This is a genomic window from Streptomyces sp. NRRL B-1347, from assembly GCF_000720325.1.
Classification (GTDB): domain Bacteria; phylum Actinomycetota; class Actinomycetes; order Streptomycetales; family Streptomycetaceae; genus Streptomyces.
Genome location: NZ_JOJM01000008.1, coordinates 157347 through 173279, shown reverse-complemented (window position 1 = coordinate 173279; position 15933 = coordinate 157347). Strand labels below are relative to the sequence as shown.

At 73.9% G+C, this 15933-nt stretch carries 14 protein-coding genes; 6 read left to right on the top strand and 8 right to left on the bottom strand.

What is annotated here, in order from left to right; all coding sequences use genetic code 11:
- Positions 1-74: 74 nt before the first annotated feature.
- The 6 genes from IG74_RS0111260 to rsmI form a co-directional block, all read right to left on the bottom strand.
- Complete coding sequence (locus IG74_RS0111260; protein ID WP_030673761.1) at positions 75-962, bottom strand: 4-(cytidine 5'-diphospho)-2-C-methyl-D-erythritol kinase; 888 nt, start codon at positions 960-962, stop codon at positions 75-77.
- Positions 959-1828 carry a 16S rRNA (adenine(1518)-N(6)/adenine(1519)-N(6))-dimethyltransferase RsmA gene (gene rsmA, locus IG74_RS0111255; protein ID WP_030673758.1) on the bottom strand — a complete coding sequence of 290 codons (870 nt, stop codon included), beginning with the start codon at positions 1826-1828 and terminating at the stop codon, positions 959-961. The genes IG74_RS0111260 and rsmA overlap by 4 nt, the downstream gene beginning before the upstream one ends.
- A gap of 312 nt (positions 1829-2140) precedes the next feature.
- The gene (locus IG74_RS0111250) at positions 2141-3625 is read right to left on the bottom strand and encodes a resuscitation-promoting factor (RefSeq protein ID WP_030673756.1); all 1485 of its coding nucleotides are present in this window, start codon (positions 3623-3625) and stop codon (positions 2141-2143) included.
- Between the two features lie 157 nt (positions 3626-3782).
- Positions 3783-4652, bottom strand: a complete 870-nt coding sequence (locus IG74_RS0111245; protein ID WP_030673752.1) for a TatD family hydrolase — start codon at positions 4650-4652, stop codon at positions 3783-3785.
- 56 nt (positions 4653-4708) lie between these two features.
- Entirely contained in the window at positions 4709-5137 is a 429-nt protein-coding gene (locus IG74_RS0111240) for a hypothetical protein (RefSeq protein ID WP_030673749.1), read from the bottom strand.
- Between the two features lie 355 nt (positions 5138-5492).
- Positions 5493-6410 carry a 16S rRNA (cytidine(1402)-2'-O)-methyltransferase gene (gene rsmI / locus IG74_RS0111235; RefSeq protein WP_078868709.1) on the bottom strand — a complete coding sequence of 306 codons (918 nt, stop codon included), beginning with the start codon at positions 6408-6410 and terminating at the stop codon, positions 5493-5495.
- Positions 6411-6472: 62 nt separating this feature from the next.
- Between rsmI and IG74_RS0111230 the strand changes: the two genes are divergently transcribed.
- Positions 6473-8215, top strand: a complete 1743-nt coding sequence (locus IG74_RS0111230) for a dolichyl-phosphate-mannose--protein mannosyltransferase (RefSeq protein WP_030673743.1) — start codon at positions 6473-6475, stop codon at positions 8213-8215.
- Between the two features lie 25 nt (positions 8216-8240).
- On the opposite strand, the gene IG74_RS0111225 is transcribed toward IG74_RS0111230, so the two are convergent.
- On the bottom strand, positions 8241-9011 hold the full coding sequence (locus IG74_RS0111225; RefSeq protein ID WP_030673740.1) for a polysaccharide deacetylase family protein: 771 nt from the start codon (positions 9009-9011) through the stop codon (positions 8241-8243).
- 216 nt (positions 9012-9227) lie between these two features.
- Here IG74_RS0111225 and IG74_RS0111220 point away from each other — a divergent pair, with 216 nt between their 5' ends.
- From IG74_RS0111220 to IG74_RS0111200, 5 genes are all read left to right on the top strand, one after another.
- Complete coding sequence (locus tag IG74_RS0111220) at positions 9228-9836, top strand: hypothetical protein (protein WP_030673737.1); 609 nt, start codon at positions 9228-9230, stop codon at positions 9834-9836.
- Positions 9837-9956: 120 nt separating this feature from the next.
- A complete protein-coding gene (locus tag IG74_RS0111215; protein ID WP_030673734.1) occupies positions 9957-11582 on the top strand; it encodes a penicillin-binding transpeptidase domain-containing protein in 1626 nt (541 codons plus the stop codon).
- 250 nt (positions 11583-11832) lie between these two features.
- The gene (locus IG74_RS0111210; protein WP_030673732.1) at positions 11833-13563 is read left to right on the top strand and encodes a penicillin-binding transpeptidase domain-containing protein; all 1731 of its coding nucleotides are present in this window, start codon (positions 11833-11835) and stop codon (positions 13561-13563) included.
- Between the two features lie 107 nt (positions 13564-13670).
- Positions 13671-13835 (top strand): hypothetical protein, encoded by a 165-nt coding sequence (locus IG74_RS49315; protein WP_199818813.1) that lies wholly within the window; start codon positions 13671-13673, stop codon positions 13833-13835.
- A complete protein-coding gene (locus IG74_RS0111200) occupies positions 13832-14683 on the top strand; it encodes a DMT family transporter (RefSeq protein WP_030673729.1) in 852 nt (283 codons plus the stop codon). The genes IG74_RS49315 and IG74_RS0111200 overlap by 4 nt, the downstream gene beginning before the upstream one ends.
- A gap of 39 nt (positions 14684-14722) precedes the next feature.
- Here the strand turns inward: IG74_RS0111200 and IG74_RS0111195 are convergent, their stop codons facing one another.
- A complete protein-coding gene (locus tag IG74_RS0111195; RefSeq protein ID WP_051854792.1) occupies positions 14723-15913 on the bottom strand; it encodes a serine hydrolase domain-containing protein in 1191 nt (396 codons plus the stop codon).
- Between the last annotated feature and the right edge of the window lie 20 nt (positions 15914-15933).

The window sequence follows — 15933 nt, the reverse complement described above, 5'->3', positions numbered from 1 at the left end:
ACTCCTGACGACGGAAGACGAACCCGACCGTCCAGCGTAGTCGCCCGCGGAGCGGACCCTCGGCGCGCGCGGGGCTAGCGGACCCTGGCCCCGGGCGCGGGCGAGGTGGCGGCGCGCGCCGTGCGGCAGGTGCCCGACGCGCGCAGGGCGGCGGCGACGCGCTCGGCGGCGTCCGCGTCCTTGACCAGGAAGGCGGTCGTGGGGCCCGAGCCGGAGACCAGCGCGGCGAGGGCGCCCGCCTCGGTGCCCGCCTTCAGGGTGTCGGCGAGCGCGGGGAACAGGGAGAGCGCGGCGGCCTGGAGGTCGTTCGACAGGGCGGCCGCGAGGGCCGTGGCGTCGCCGGTGCGCAGCGCCTCCAGGAGGGCCGGGGAGGCCTCGGGGGCGGGGGCGTCCGGGGTGAGGCGGTCGAACTCGCGGTACACGGCGGGCGTCGAGAGGCCGCCGTCGGCGACGGCGAACACCCAGTGGAAGTCGCCGCCCACCGCGAGCTCCTGGAGCTGCTCGCCGCGGCCCGTGCCGAGGGCGGCGCCGCCGACCAGGCTGAACGGCACGTCGCTGCCGAGCTCGGCGCAGATGTCGAGCAGCTCGTCCCGGGACGCGCCGGTGCCCCACAGCGCGTCGCAGGCGAGCAGGGCGCCCGCGGCGTCCGCGCTGCCGCCCGCCATGCCGCCCGCGACGGGGATGTCCTTGGCGATGTGGACGTGTACGTCGGCGGGGCGGCCGTGGCGCTCGGCGAGGGCGAGGGCGGCGCGGGCCGCGAGGTTGGTGCGGTCCAGGGGCACCTGGGCGGCGTCCGGGCCCGAGCAGGTGACGCGCAGCTCGTCGGCGGGCGCCACCGTCACCTCGTCGTACAGGCCGACGGCGAGGAAGACGTTGGCGAGGTCGTGGAAGCCGTCGGGGCGGGCGGGGCCCACGGCCAGCTGCACGTTGACCTTCGCGGGCACGCGTACGGTGACGCTCACGCCGCGGCTCCCTTGTGCTCGGCGATCCGCGCGAACTCCTCGACGGTCAGGGACTCGCCGCGCGCCTGCGGGGACACGCCCGCGGCGACCAGGGCGGCCTCGGCCGCGGCGGCGGAGCCCGCCCAGCCGGCGAGGGCGGCGCGCAGCGTCTTGCGGCGCTGGGCGAAGGCGGCGTCCACGACGGCGAACACCTCCCGCTTCGACGCGCTGGTGTTGACCGGCTCGGCGCGCCGCACCAGGGACACGAGGCCCGAGTCGACGTTCGGCGCGGGCCAGAAGACGTTGCGGCCGATGGCGCCCGCGCGCTTCACGTCCGCGTACCAGTTGGCCTTCACGGACGGGACGCCGTACACCTTGGAGCCCGGGGCGGCGGCGAGGCGGTCGGCGACCTCGGCCTGCACCATCACGAGCGTGCGCTCGATGCCGGGGAAGGTGTCGAGCATGTGCAGCAGGACCGGTACGGCGACGTTGTACGGGAGGTTCGCGACCAGGGCCGTCGGGGCGGGGCCCGGCAGCTCGCGCACCTGCATGGCGTCGCTGTGGACGAGGTCGAAGGCGTCCTTGCGGTGCGGCAGGCGGGCCTCGACGGTCGCCGGGAGCGCCCCGGCGAGCACGTCGTCGATCTCCACGGCGGTGACGTGCGCGGCGGTCTCCAGGAGCGCGAGGGTCAGCGAGCCGAGGCCCGGGCCCACCTCGACCACGACGTCGTCGGGGCGGACGTCCGCGGTGCGGACGATGCGGCGGACGGTGTTCGCGTCGATGACGAAGTTCTGGCCGCGCTGCTTGGTCGGCCGGACGCCGAGGGTGGCGGCCAGCTCGCGGATGTCGGCGGGGCCCAGAAGGGCGTCGTGCTCGGTGCTACTCACCACCTCAGGGTATCCGCGCCCCACCCTTCCCCCGGCCCTACGGCCCGGCCGAGCAGCACCCCTGGCCCTGCGGGCCGGGCCCTGGCACACCGGCTGAGCGGCACCTGGGCGCTGTGCCCACCCCTCCCCAAGCTCTCGGCTCCGCTCGAGCAGGGGATGCCCCACTCGCCCAGCGGGACGATTGCCCACAGCGGGGGGAGGCATGGTCCCGCCGCCCGCCCCCGCCCAGGCGCCCCGAGGTCCTGCCTCGCAAGGCTGGAGAGTTTCGGGTGGGAGGGCGCCCCGGGGGTCGCTGCTGGTCGGAGCCCGGGGCTAGAGGCGTTTGCCGCAGTGGGGCCAGGGGCTGGCGCCTCGTTGGACGTAGAGCTTCTTCGCGCGGTGGGTCTGCTCGGCGGCGGGCGCGTCCTGGGGGCGGCCCGCGCCGCCGAGCCCCTGCCAGGTGCGCGTGTCGAACTGGTAGAGCCCGCCGTAGGTGCCGGAGGGGTCCACGGCGCTGGGCCGGCCCCCGGACTCGCACGCCGCGAGCGCGCCCCAGTTCAGCCCGTCGGCCCCGGGCACGGACGTGGGCGGGGCCTTGGTGCCGACCTTCACGATCCGCGTCTGCGGCTCCCGCACCACCTCGCTCTTGATCCGCCGCGGCTTCTGCTTCACGCCGTTGACGGTGCGCAGCGCGTACGTGACCCGCCGGGCGCCTTCGTGCCCGGCCTGCACCACGACCTCCGTGCCGCGCAGCAGCGAGGCGTCCTCGGTCTTGCGGACCTCGTACGGGATGACCTCCTCGCGCACCTCCTTGCGGCCGGAGATCCGCATGACGGTGATGGTCTGCCCGTCGCGCGGGAAGCTGTCGGGCGGCACGGAGGTGGTGTCGGAGCCGCGCAGGGTGACGCCGGACTCCTCCACGGCCTCGTGGACGGTCGCGGCGTTCGTGCGGATGGTGCGGGCCCTGCCGTCGGCCATGACGGTCACGGTGCGCTCGGTGCGGACGTCGAGGTCGAGGCCCTCGCGGGCGATGCGCTTGCCGCGCGAGGCGGACAGATAGGCGCCCTCGGCGCGCACGCCGAGCTGGCGCAGCGCGCCGTCGACGGTGCGGGCGGTGGTCCACACCTTGCGGCTCTTGCCGTCGAGGGTGAGCCGCACGGGACGGCCGTAGCGGACGGCGATCTCGTCGCCGCTGGCGAGCACGGTGTCGGCGGTGGGCGCCACGATGTCGTGGGTGCCGACGTCCACGCCCTCGTCGGCGAGGAGTTCGCCCACGTCGTCGGCGAAGGTGTGCAGGGTGCGGGACTTGCCGTCGACGCTGAGCTGGATGGCCTTGTCGTTGGCGACGAAGGCGGAGGTGCCGCCGGCGAGGAAGGCCACGACGAGGGCCTGCGGCACGAGCCGGCGCAGGCCGTCGGGCCGCTCGCCGCCCCGCTTGCGCCGCGCGGCGCGCCGCGCCCGGGCCCGCCCGGCACCCCGTGCCCCGTCGTCCTGCCGGGGCAGCAGGGGCCCGGAGCCGACCTCCCCGGCCTCCTCGGCGCCCCCGGCGCCCTCGGCCCGCGTGTACGCCGTGCCGTCCGCGGCCTCGGCGTACTCGACGTGCTCGGGGCTCTCGCTGCTCTCGGTGTATCCGCCGTACTCCTGGCCCGGCGCGCCGGCCCCGTAGCCGTCGTACTCCCCGGCCTGAGGCGTCATCTCGTACGCCGGCCGGTACGTGTCCTGGTACCCCCCGTGCCCCACGGCGGCCCCGCCGCCCCCGTACGGCTCATAGGGCGCGAACGGCGCCTGCCCATACGTCTCGTACTGCGGTTTGCTCACGACGACGCTCCAGCTGACATGTGAACCACTGACAAGCCATGCAGATCGGCTTGCAGAACCTAGCGGAGCGGCCGTCACTCTCCAAAGCAGGGTGACTACTCTGTGTCGCGGCACTGCCCCAGGCTGTCAGGCCCCGGAACGCTTCGGTCGTTATCGATCAGTAATCAAAGGCGCGGGCCGTGTTCGCCGAGACGGCCGCGGCCATGGCGTCCTCGTCGAGACCCTTCACCTCGGCCATGGCGCGCAGCGTGACCGGAATGAGATACGGGGCGTTGGGCCGTCCGCGGTAGGGCGCGGGGGTCAGGAACGGGGCGTCGGTCTCGACGAGGACGAGCTCCAGCGGGGCCACGGCGAGCGCCTCGCGCAGGTGCCCCGCGTTCTTGAAGGTCACGTTGCCCGCGAAGGACATGAAGTAGCCGTGCTCCGCGCACACCTCGGCCATCGCGGCGTCGCCGGAGTAGCAGTGGAAGACGGTGCGCTCGGGGGCGCCCTCCTCCTTGAGGACGCGCAGCACGTCGTCGTGGGCCTCGCGGTCGTGGATGACCAGGGCCTTGCCGTGCCGCTTGGCGATCTCGATGTGGGCGCGGAAGGACCGTTCCTGCGCGGCCATGCCCTCGGGCCCGGTGCGGAAGTGGTCGAGGCCGGTCTCGCCGACGCCCTTGACGTGCGGCAGCGCGGCGAGCCGGTCGATCTCGGCGAGCGCCTCGTCGAGCGCGGCCTCTCCCCCGGCGGCGCGGGCCCCCTGCCGCGACCATCCGTCGGGATCCCCGTGCACGATGCGCGGCGCCTCGTTCGGATGAAGGGCCACCGCGGCGTGGACGGCGGTGTGCGCGGCTGCGGTCTCGGCGGCCCAGCGGGAACCGGCGACGTCGCAGCCGACCTGCACCACCGTGGTGACGCCCACCGACGCGGCCTTGGCGAGCGCCTCCTCGACGGTGCCGGACTGCATGTCGAGGTGGGTGTGGGAGTCGGCGACCGGGACGCGGAGCGGGGCGGGGGCCGGGGGCGGAGTGGTGTCGGCGGGCATGCCCCGATCCTACGGAGCCCTCCCGGAGACGCCCCGCCCCCGTCCCGCCGCGGGCCTCAGCCCGCCTTGCGGTGGTTCTGGAAGGGGTGCAGCAGGTCCGAGAGGTGCCAGTGGTGCTTGGGCTCCCCCGCGGAGGCCTCGGCGGAGTCGTCGCTCGCCGGGACCTTCGTGGCCGACGGCGGGTGCTCGGTGTGCGGCTGGCGGTGCAGGGACTCAAGAGCGGACCGCACGGTCGACACCTGGCCCGCGCGCATGATCCGTACGACGTGACCCCCGCAGTTCAGGCAGGTGGGCCGGGTGAGCGGGGACGGCACGCGGTGCCCGCCCGCCAGATACATCACGAACTGTTGACCCTTGGCGTCCACGTGGTGCTCGATCTCGTACGACTGTTCCCAGCCGTGCCCGCAGCGCATGCAGGCGAACGCGTAGGACTCATGGACGACGTCGACAGCCGTGCGGTGACCGGTGTCTGCGATCTCACTCATGTGCGAGCTCCTCTTGTCCGCTGGACAAGCACCACCGGCCCGGAGCGTCCTGCCCGGACCCGGGCCTGGCGGTGAGGGACGGGTGCGCCCCTGACCTCCAGTGGACGCCTTTCCCGAAGCGAGCGCATCAGACCTGTGCACTGTTGGGCCCGATTTGGCATTCCCATAGGAATTCAGCCTGACGCGCGGCCCACGCTTTTGCCTTTCACGATAGTCCTTTGCCAGCCGATGGGCCGCTCGGAGGAATAAATCCCCCGGATCCGAAACGGTCGGCGAAGGCGGAGAAAGTGCAGGCAGCACGCGTGTGCGCCGGTATCTCACGCCCCTGCGCACACGCTGTCGCTCCCGTCCCGCGTCACGCCCCAGGCGCGTGCTTCGCCGCGACCACGGCGTCGAAAACGCGCCGCTTCGGCAGCCCCGCGTCGGCGGCCACGGCGGCGATCGCCTCCTTGCGCCGCTCCCCCGCCTCCTCGCGCACGCGCACCCGGCGCACCAGCTCGTCGTCGTCGAGTTCGTCGCCGCTCGGCTCGGGCGCGCCCGTCACGACGACGGTGATCTCACCGCGCACCCCGTCGGCCGCCCACTCGGCGAGGTCCTTGAGGGGGCCGCGGCGGACCTCCTCGTACGTCTTGGTCAGTTCGCGGCACACGGCGGCCCGGCGCTCGGGGCCGAAGGCCTCGGCCATCGCGGCGAGCGCGTCGGCCAGGCGGTGCGGGGCCTCGAAGTAGACGAGGGTGCGCCGCTCGTCGGCCGACTCGCGGAGCCGGGCGAGGCGCTCGCCCGCCTTGCGGGGCAGGAAGCCCTCGAAGCAGAAGCGGTCCACGGGCAGGCCGGAGAGCGCGAGCGCGGTCAGGACGGCGGAGGGGCCGGGCACCGCGGTGACCCGGACGTCCCGCTCGACGGCGGCCGCGACCAGGCGGTAGCCGGGGTCGGAGACCGACGGCATGCCCGCGTCGGTGACGAGCAGCACCCGCGCGCCGCCTTCGAGCGCGTCGGCGAGCTCGGGCGTGCGCGCCGATTCGTTGCCCTCGAAGTACGACACCACGCGGCCGCCCACGGTGACGCCGAGCGCCTGCGCGAGCCGCTTGAGCCTGCGGGTGTCCTCGGCCGCCACGACGTCGGCGCGCTGAAGTTCGGCGGCGAGCCGGGGCGGGGCGTCCGCGGGGTCGCCGATGGGCGTGCCGGCGAGGACGAGCGTGCCGGTGCCGTCGGGGGAGCCGCCGGGGGTGGTGCCGGGCGTGCCGTCGGGGCTTGAGTCTGCGCTTCCTGTCACGGTTCCATCCTCGCAGGGGCAGGGCGCGGGACTGTCACAGTCTGGTTCCCTACGATGGCGCGGTGACCAGTACCGCGTCGTCCCCGGACACCCGTGAGGGCCAGCAACCCGAGGAACAGCAGCCGTCGCCCTGGCACCGCAGACTGCGCCGCTTCGGCTACGCGGCGCGGCCCAGAGGCGATGTGCGGGCGCGGCTCGTCCCGCCGTACGCCGAGCCGAGCTCGCGGATCTGGGCGGCGCTCGGGGTGCCGCCCCTGGCCGCCCAGCGGGTGACGCGCTGGTCGGGCTGGGGCGGGCCGATCCTGGTGGCGCTGGTGGCGGGCCTGCTGCGGTTCTGGAACCTGGGCAGCCCGAAGGCGGTGATATTCGACGAGACGTACTACGCCAAGGACGCCTGGGCGCTGATCCACCGCGGCTACGAACTGAGCTGGCCCGACAAGATCAACGACACGGTCATCCAGCAGGGCGACGGCATCGCGCTGCCCACGGACCCCGCGTACGTGGTGCATCCGCCGGTCGGCAAGTACGTGATCGGCATCGGCGAATGGCTGTTCGGCTTCGACCCGTTCGGCTGGCGGTTCATGACGGCGGTGCTCGGCACCCTTTCGGTCCTGATGCTGTGCCGGATCGGGCGGCGCCTCTTCCGCTCCACGTTCCTCGGCTGTGTCGCGGGCGCGCTGCTCACCGTGGACGGGCTGCACTTCGTGATGAGCCGCACCGCGCTGCTCGACCAGGTGCTGATGTTCTTCGTGCTCGCCGCGTTCGGCTGCTTCCTGGTGGACCGGGACCGGGCGCGCGCCCGGCTCGCGGCCGCGCTGCCGGTGAACGCCGACGGGGTGGTGCGCCCGGACCGGCGCGTCGCCGAGACCGTGCGCCTGGGGTGGCGGCCGTGGCGCTGGGCGGCGGGGCTCTGCCTCGGCCTGGCCTTCGCGACCAAGTGGAACGGCCTGTACATCATGGTGTTCTTCTGCCTGATGACGGTCCTGTGGGACGTGGGCGCGCGCCGCGTGGCCGGGGCGCGGCGGCCGTACACGGCGGTGCTCAGGCTGGACGTGCTGCCCGCGTTCGCCGCGACGGTGCCGGTCGCCGTCGGCACGTACCTGCTCTCCTGGCTCGGCTGGATCCTCTCGCCGAGCGACGGCACCGGCGGCTACTACCGCAACTGGGCGGCGACGGACGGCAAGGGCGGCAGCTTCACCTGGCTGCCGGACTGGCTGCGCAGCCTGTGGCACTACGAGAACAAGGTGTACGACTTCCACGTCGGCCTGTCCTCGCCGCACACCTACCAGTCGAACCCGTGGAGCTGGATCGTCGACGGCCGTCCCGTCTCGTACTTCTACGAGTCGCCGCTGCCCGGCAAGGACGGCTGCCCGGCCGACACCAAGGAGAAGTGCGCGCGCGAGGTCCTCGCGCTCGGCACCCCGCTGCTGTGGTGGGCGGCGGGCGCCGCGCTGCTCTACGTGCTGTGGCGGTGGTTCTTCCGCAGGGACTGGCGCGCGGGCGCGATCGTGTGCGGCGTCGCGGCCGGCTACCTGCCGTGGTTCATGTACCAGGAACGGACCATCTTCTACTTCTACGCCGTGGTCTTCGTGCCGTTCCTGTGCCTGGCCGTGGCGATGCTCGTCGGCGCGCTGATCGGACCGCCGGGCTCCAGCGAACGCCGCCGGGTGGCGGGCGCGGCGAGCGCGGGCGTCCTGGTCCTGCTGATCTTCTGGAACTTCATCTACTTCTGGCCGATCTACACGGGCCAGGCCATCCCGATCGAGTCGTGGCGGTCGCGGATGTGGCTGGACACCTGGGTGTAGGCGGGGAGTCGGGCGGGCGCGGGGTTCAGCGGACCGGGAAGCCGAAGGTGTAGCCCTGGGCCTTGAGCCAGGGCAGGAGGCGGCGCAGGGCCTCGACGGTCTGGGTGCGGTCGCCGCCCGCGTCGTGGAAGAGGAGCGTCGGCCCGTTGGGCAGCTCCCGCTGGACGGTGGCGACGATGGCGTCCGTGCCGGGGCGCTCGAAGTCCTTGGTGTCCACGTTCCAGCCCAGCGGGCGCATGCCGCGGGACGCGGCGAGCTTGCGGCTGTAGGGGGTGAACGCCCCGCCGGGCGCCCGGTAGTACATCGGGCGCACTCCCCCGGACGCCTTGGTGATCATGCGTTCGGCGTCGAGTATCTGCTTCGACTGGTAGGCCTGGGAGTCCTTGTCCATGGCGGTGTTGTGCGACACCGAGTGGTCGCACAGCCGGTGCCCGGCGGCGACGACCTTCTTCACGAGGTCCGGGTGGGCCTGCGCCTGCGTCCCCACCATGCAGAAGGTGGCCTTCGCGCCGTACTGCCGCAGCAGGTCGAGCATCTGGGGGGTCCACTTGAGGTCGGGGCCGTCGTCGATGGTGATGTTGACGCCCCGCTTGCCCTGCTCCGAGGCGTGCGCGATGGCCGCCGAGACGGGCTTGGCGGCGGCGCCCTTGCCGGGTGCGGAAGCCTTCGGCGGCGCGTCGTCCGTGTCACCGGCCTGCGCGGTCCACACCGAGGCGCCGGTGGCGAGCAGCATCACCCCGAGGGCCGCCCCGACCACCTTGCCGTACCAGCCCCGCCCACCGCCGTGCCGCGCCATGTCCGCCCCTCTCACAGTCCCTTGCCGATCCCCGGTCCCCTTGTGACCACCCCGCAGGACGGACCGCGGTGATCAGGGGATGCCTCTGTTACCGATCACGGACAATTCCGGGAGATTTCCCGGACAACTCCCCGGAAGCAGCGGCTGAAACCCCATCAATTGGCCCGATCTCGCCCCTCCGTGGCAACGCCCACCCGCCGCGGCGAGAATGCTGCGATGGATCAGGGCATCGCCGGACTGGCCGCGGGCATCGCGGGGCTCATCGGAGCCGGGGTGGGCGGGCTCGCCACGGCCTACGGGGCCCGTGTCGGCGCGCAGAAGACCATCGAGGCGGCGCAGACGCAGGTCCGGGCCCAGTCGTCCGTCGACCACCAGCAGTGGGTACGGGACCAGCGCCGGCAGGCGTGCACCGACGTCTTCGACGCGTTCAGCCGCTATCTGCGGGCGGCGAGCGTGTGCGGATCCCACGTCAAGGCGTCCCGCGCGGTGTCGGTCGACGAGATCGGAGAGCTGTCCGCGGCCGCGATGGACCTGCACGTCGTGGCGGGGCACCTGGAGCTGTGGGGGCCCGACGACATCGTCACCGCCGCCGACGGGGTCACCAGCACGGCGCGCGCCCAGCACGAACGGTTCACCCACTGGCTGGCGGCGTTCGCGTCCGGCGACGCGGAGGCCATGAGCGAGCAGGCGAGCCGGATCAACTCCGGCTGGCAGGACCTCGCCCGGATGCGGACGGAACTCGTCACGGCCGTACGGGCTCAACTGACGGTTCACGCTTCCCATTCGGTTCTGGCCGATCCGAATGGGTCCGGCCATTCTTCTTGACAGATAGCGATCGAGAATATGGCCGAAGATCTGCCCAGGACGCGACCGCCCTGAGGAAATCCGGGGTGGGGCGGACTTCCTCCTCCTAAAGTGTGGGCATTCCTGGGGAGGGAGCGCTTCATGCGCAAACGAGTGAAGGCCGTCATCGTCGGCGGGGTCTTCGCCGTCATGGTGGGGGGCGCCGGATACGGCGCGTTCAACGTGGTGAACGCGCTGAACGACGACGGCGGTCCGGCCACCGGGACCGCGGTGAAGAAGGGCACGCCCGACGCGAAGGAAGTCCGCGACACCGCGCGGTCGTTCCTCGCGGCCTGGGCGAAGGGGGACGCGGACACGGCGGCCGTGTACACGAACAACAGTGAGGTGGCCGCCCTCGCCCTGGCCGGCTACCGCGAGGACGCGCACATCCGCCAGGTGCGGCTGACGCCGGGCCGGATCGACGGCACCCACGTGCCGTTCTCGGTCCGCGCCACCGTGTCGTACGAGGGCACCTCCAAGCGCCTCGCGTACGAGTCCTCGTTCGAGGTCGTGCGCGGCCGGAACACCGGGCGGCCCCTCGTCGACTGGAAGGCGTCCGTCGTGCATCCGAAGCTGCACGAGGGCGAGAGCCTGGAGACCGGCGAGGCCGCGGCGCCGCCCATCAGGGCCGTGGACCGCGAAGGCCGGGTCCTGACGCCCGAGCGGTACCCGTCCCTCGCGCCGGTGCTCGCGCGGCTGCGGACGGCGTACGGCGAGAAGGCGGGCGGCCGCCCCGGGATCGAGCTGTACGTCAAACGGGCCTCGGCGGACGCCGGTACGACGACGCTGCTCACGCTCGCCAAGGGCAGACCCGGCACGCTGCCGACGACGCTGAGCGCCGTCGCGCAGCGGGCCGCGGAGGACGCGGTCGCCAAGTACCCCGAGTCGTCGGTGGTCGCGGTCAAGCCGAGCACCGGCGAGGTGCTCGCGGTCGCCAACCACCGCGAGGACGACTTCAACGCGGCCTTCCAGGGCGAGCTGGCGCCCGGCTCGACGATGAAGATCGTGACGGCGGCGATGCTCATCGACAAGGGCGTCACCAAGGCGAGCGGCCCGGCGCCGTGCCCGTCGACCGCGACCTGGCAGAGCCAGACCTTCAAGAACCTCACCGGCCTGGAGCCGAACGGCGGGGCCACGCTCGCGGACAGCTTCGCCCGCTCCTGCAACACGGCGTTCGTGAAGCTCGTCGACGAGAAGCCGCTCACCGACGCCTCCCTCACCGAGGAGGCGCGGGACAACTTCGGCCTGGGGCGCGACGACTGGCGCACCGGCATCCCCTCGGAGGACGGCTCCGTGCCCGCCTCCACCGGCCCCGACCGGGCGGCGAACGCCATCGGCCAGGGCGAGGTGCAGCTCAACCCGCTGAACCTGGCGTCGGTGACGGCCACGGCGATGACGGGCTCCTTCCGCCAGCCCGTGCTCGTGCCGAAGTCCCTCATCGCGGGCGAACTGGCCACCGCGCGCGGCCTGTCCGGGACGACCGTCGCCCAGCTGCGCCAGATGATGCGGCGCACCGCGCTGTCCGGCACGGGCGCACGGGCCATGGCGGGCCTCGGCCCCGACGTCGGCGCGAAGACCGGTTCGGCGGAGGTCGACGGACAGGCGCGGCCCAACAGCTGGTTCGCGGGCTACCGCGGGGACGTGGCCGCGGCCGCGATGGCCCAGGAGGGCGGCCACGGCAGCGACACGGCGGGCCCAATCGTGGCAGCAATCCTCCGAGCGACCTGAGCGTGAGCGCCCGCCCGGGGGCGCGCCCCAAAGGGGCGCGGGGCTGTGTCCATATGCGGCTCCGCCGCGCGGGCGCGCCCAGCCACAACCGGTCCGCGGAATGCACACCCACGGCCAGTGGGGCGCTTGGGCGCAGCCCAAACCAATGACGCCGCGAACCGTGCCCGGACGGGCTGCCGCTAGGTTGGGCCTTCGGTGAGTTGAGCAGAGGTGCGGCGGGGGCCGACGGGGAATCGCGGAGGGCTGGTTCGTGGGCAAGAGAAGACGTGTCGCCGAGCGCAAGAAGGTGCGGCCGGGCGTGCTCGGCGGGGCGGTGGTCGCCGTCGTGTGCGGGGTGGGCTTCGCCGCGTACGCCCTGGCGGGGGAGCCGGAGGCGGACGGGGCGGGCGGTGCGGACGGCAAGGCCGTGGCGTCGGGCCCGCCGACGGCCGCCGAAGTGCGCACCACCGCGCGGGGGTTCCTCGCGGCCTGGGCGGCGGGCGACGTGGACCGCGCGGCCGCGCTGACCGACGACCGCGACGCGGCACGGACGGCCCTGCGGTCGTATCAGAAGGACGCCCGCGTCACGAAGGTGCGGCTCACGCCGGGCAGGCCCGCGGGCCCCAAGAGCCCGAAGGTGCCGTTCAAGGCGGCGGCGACGGTCTCGTACGAGGGAAACCGCAAGACGCAGGGCGCGGTGGGCACGGTGCGCAAGCCGTACGCGTACGACTCGGCGCTGAAGGTCGTGCGCCGGGCGTCCGACGGCAGGACGCTCGTCGCCTGGCGCCCTTCCGTCGTGCACCCGGAGCTGAAGCCCGGCGACCGCCTGGTCACCGGCGAGGCGGGCGATCCGCCGATCAAGGCCCTGGCCCGGGACGGCGGCGCGCTGACGGCCGCCAAGTACCCCTCGCTCGGCACGGTCCTCGACGGCCTGCGGGACAAGTACGGCAAGAAGGCGGGCGGCACCGGCGGCATCGAGCTGCGGATCGTCCGCAAGGACGCGCGGGACGCGGCGCGCACGAAGGCCAAGAGCGACGACGCGAAGGTCACGCCTGACAAGACGCTCCTGACGCTCGCGCCCGGCACCCCGGGCACGCTGAAGACGACGATCAGCCCTCGTGTGCAGGAGCGGGCCGAGAAGGAGACCGCGAAGCGCAAGCAGGCGTCGGTCGTGGTCGTGAAGCCGAGCACGGGCGAGATCCTGGCCGTCGCCAACTCCCGCCCCGGCGGCTTCAACACGGCCTTCCAGGGCTCGCTCGCCCCCGGCTCCACGATGAAGGTCGTCTCGTCCTCGATGCTCCTGGAGAAGAAGCTCGCGGGCGTCGACAAGAAGCACCCCTGCCCCAAGTACGAGACGTACGGCGGCTGGAAGTTCCAGAACGACGACAAGTTCCAGATCAAGAACGGCACCTTCCGGGCGAGCTTCGCGCGGTCCTGCAACACGGCCTTCATCAGCCAGGCGAAGAAGCTCTCCGACGACGACCTGACCAAGCAGGCCCGGGACGTCTTCGGGCTCGGCAACGACAACTGGTCGATCGGCGTGTCCTCGTTCGACGGCGCGGTGCCGGTGCAGTCGGACGCCCAGATGGCGGCCTCACTCATCGGCCAGGGCGGGGTGCGGATGAACCCGCTGAACATGGCGTCGGTGGCGGCGACGGTCAAGTCCGGCACGTTCCGGCAGCCGTATCTGGTCCCGCCATCCCTGGACAAGCGGAAGCTGGCGACGGCCGCGCGCAGGATGTCCCCCTCGACGGCGTCCGCCCTGCGCGACCTCATGCACTACACGGCGGTCGCGGGCACCGCCGTCAAGCCGATGTCGGGCCTCGGCTCCGACTCCGGCGCGAAGACCGGCTCCGCGGAGGTCGACGGGCAGAAGAAGCCCAACGGCTGGTTCACGGCGTACCGCGGGGACGTGGCCGCGGCGGCGGTGGTGCAGGCCGGCGGGCACGGCGGCGAATCGGCGGGCCCGGTGGTGCGGGCGATGCTGCTCGCCGGAGGCTGAGCCGGGACGGCCGGACGGCCGGACGGCCCGTCGGCCGGGGGCCGCGAGCCGTCCGGCCGTCGATACCCGGTCGCATGGCACGTACACGCACCGCTAGCGTGCGCCGCATGGGTACTTCTGCCAGCGACGCGTACGACACCGGCGGTTCATCCGCGCACCCCCGTTTCACCCGGGCCCCGCGCGAGCTCGGCCCCGACGAACCGACCGGCGCGGTCCGGCGGTTCCCCGACCGGACCGGGACCGCCGCCGAGGCCGCCGGAGCCGCCCGGTGACCCCGCTGGTCGCCGCGGCCGTCCTGCTCGCCGCCGTCACCCACGCCGCCTGGAACGCGCTCGCCCACCACATCACCGACAAGCTCGTCGGCTTCACCCTCATATCGGGCGGCGGCGCCCTCATCGGGCTGCTGCTCGCCCCCTTCGTGGCCGTGCCGGACGCCGGGGCCTGGCCCTATCTGCTGCTGTCCGCCGCCATCCACGTCGCCTACTACGCGCTGCTCATGTGGTCCTACCGGCTCGGGGACTTCGGGCAGGCCTACCCCATCGCGCGCGGCACCGCGCCGCTGGTGGTGACCGTGCTCGCGGCGGTGTTCGCGGGCGAGGTGCCCGGCGGGTGGCAGGCCGCCGGGGTCGCCGTCTGCTCGGCCGGGCTCACCGGGCTCGCCCTGTGGGGCATCCGGGGCTCCGGGCGGCGGCCCGACTGGACCGCGCTCGGCGCGGCGCTCGCCACCGGCGTCTCCATCGCCGCGTACACCGTCGTGGACGGTCTCGGGGTACGGGCGTCCGGCTCGTCCCTCGGGTACATCGCCTGGCTGATGCTGGTGCAGGGCACGGTGGTGCCGCTGTACGCGGTGTGGCGGTGGCGCGGCGGGTTCGTGGGGCGGGTGCGGCCCGTGGCCTGGATCGGGCTCCTCGGCGCGGCGCTCTCCGTCTCCGCGTACGGGCTCGTGCTGTGGGCCCAGACGCGGGCCGACCTCGCACCGATCTCCGCGCTGCGGGAGTCCTCGATCATCGTGGGGGCGGGGATCGGGGCGGTGTTCTTCAAGGAGCGGTTCGGGGCGCCGCGGATGCTGGCCGCGGGCGTGATGGTGGCGGGCATCGGCCTGATGCTGCACGCGGGGTAGGGCCCTGCCGGGGGCTCCCGACCTCGAACGCCGGACGGGCTATACGGCCCGCAAGGCCCGGAGCACGCTCTGGGGGCGGGCGTCCGCCGTGACGCCCTTGCCCATGGTGTTCGTGACGTAGGCGAAGGCGAGGCCCGATTCGGGGTCGGCGAAGGCGAGGGTGCCGCCGCGGCCGGGGTGGCCGAAGGAGGCCGGGGTCAGCAGGGGCGCCGCGGGGCCGTGGAGCATGTAGCCGAGGCCGAAGCGGGTGGGGGTGACGAGGACCCGGTCGGGCCCGGCGGACGCCTCGCCGCGGGCGAGGGCCAGGGTGCCCGGCTCGAAGAGGCGGCCGCCCCCGTCGACGTCCCCGATGAGCGCGGCGTAGAAGCGGGCGAGCCCGTCCGCCGTGGCGATGCCGTTCGACGCGGGCAGGGAGGCCGCGCGGTAGCCGGGGTCGTTCTCGTCGGGCAGCGGGTCGATGACCGCGAAGGCGCGCCGCGTCAGGGACGAGGGGTCCGCGTACGCCGCCGCGACCTCCGGCTTCGGCCGGGCGCGCAGCCCGCCGCGCCCGGTGTCGGCCGCCATGCCGCCGAGCCGCCCGACCCGCGCGGCCCGCGCCTCGGGGAGCCCCAGCCACAGGTCGAGGCCCAGCGGCCCCGCGACCTCGTCCGCGATCCACTCGCCGATGGCCCGGCCGGAGACGCGGCGCACGAGCTCCCCGGTCAGCCAGCCGTAGGTGTGCGCGTGGTAGCCGTGGTCCGTGCCGGGCTCCCAGGCGGGCGCCTGCGCGGCGACGACCGCGGCCGCGAGGTCGGGCGAGTACGCCTCGGCGGGCGTCAGCGGCTGGTCCAGGACCGGCACCCCGGCGCGGTGGGCGAGCACGTGCCGGACGAGCGCCCGCTCCTTGCCGCGCGCCTTGAACTCCGGCCAGTAGGCGCCCACGGGCGCGTCCAGGTCGAGGCGCCCGCGCTGGTGCAGCAGGAGCAGCGCGGCGGCGGCCACGCCCTTGGTGGCCGAGCGGACGAGCTGGGCGGTGCCCCGCTCCCAGGGGGCGCCGCCGTCGAAGTCCCGCGTGCCGCCCCACAGGTCCACCACGCGCCGCCCGTCGCGGTACACGACGACCGCCGCGCCCCGCTCGCCGAGCGCGGTGAAGGTGCGCCGGAAGGCGTCCCCGACCGGTTCGTAACCGGGGGCCACCGTGCCGTGCACCTCGGTGTCGGCCCCCGCCGTAGCCACTACGTCAGCGTCCATGCCTGAGCCAACCACCCCGT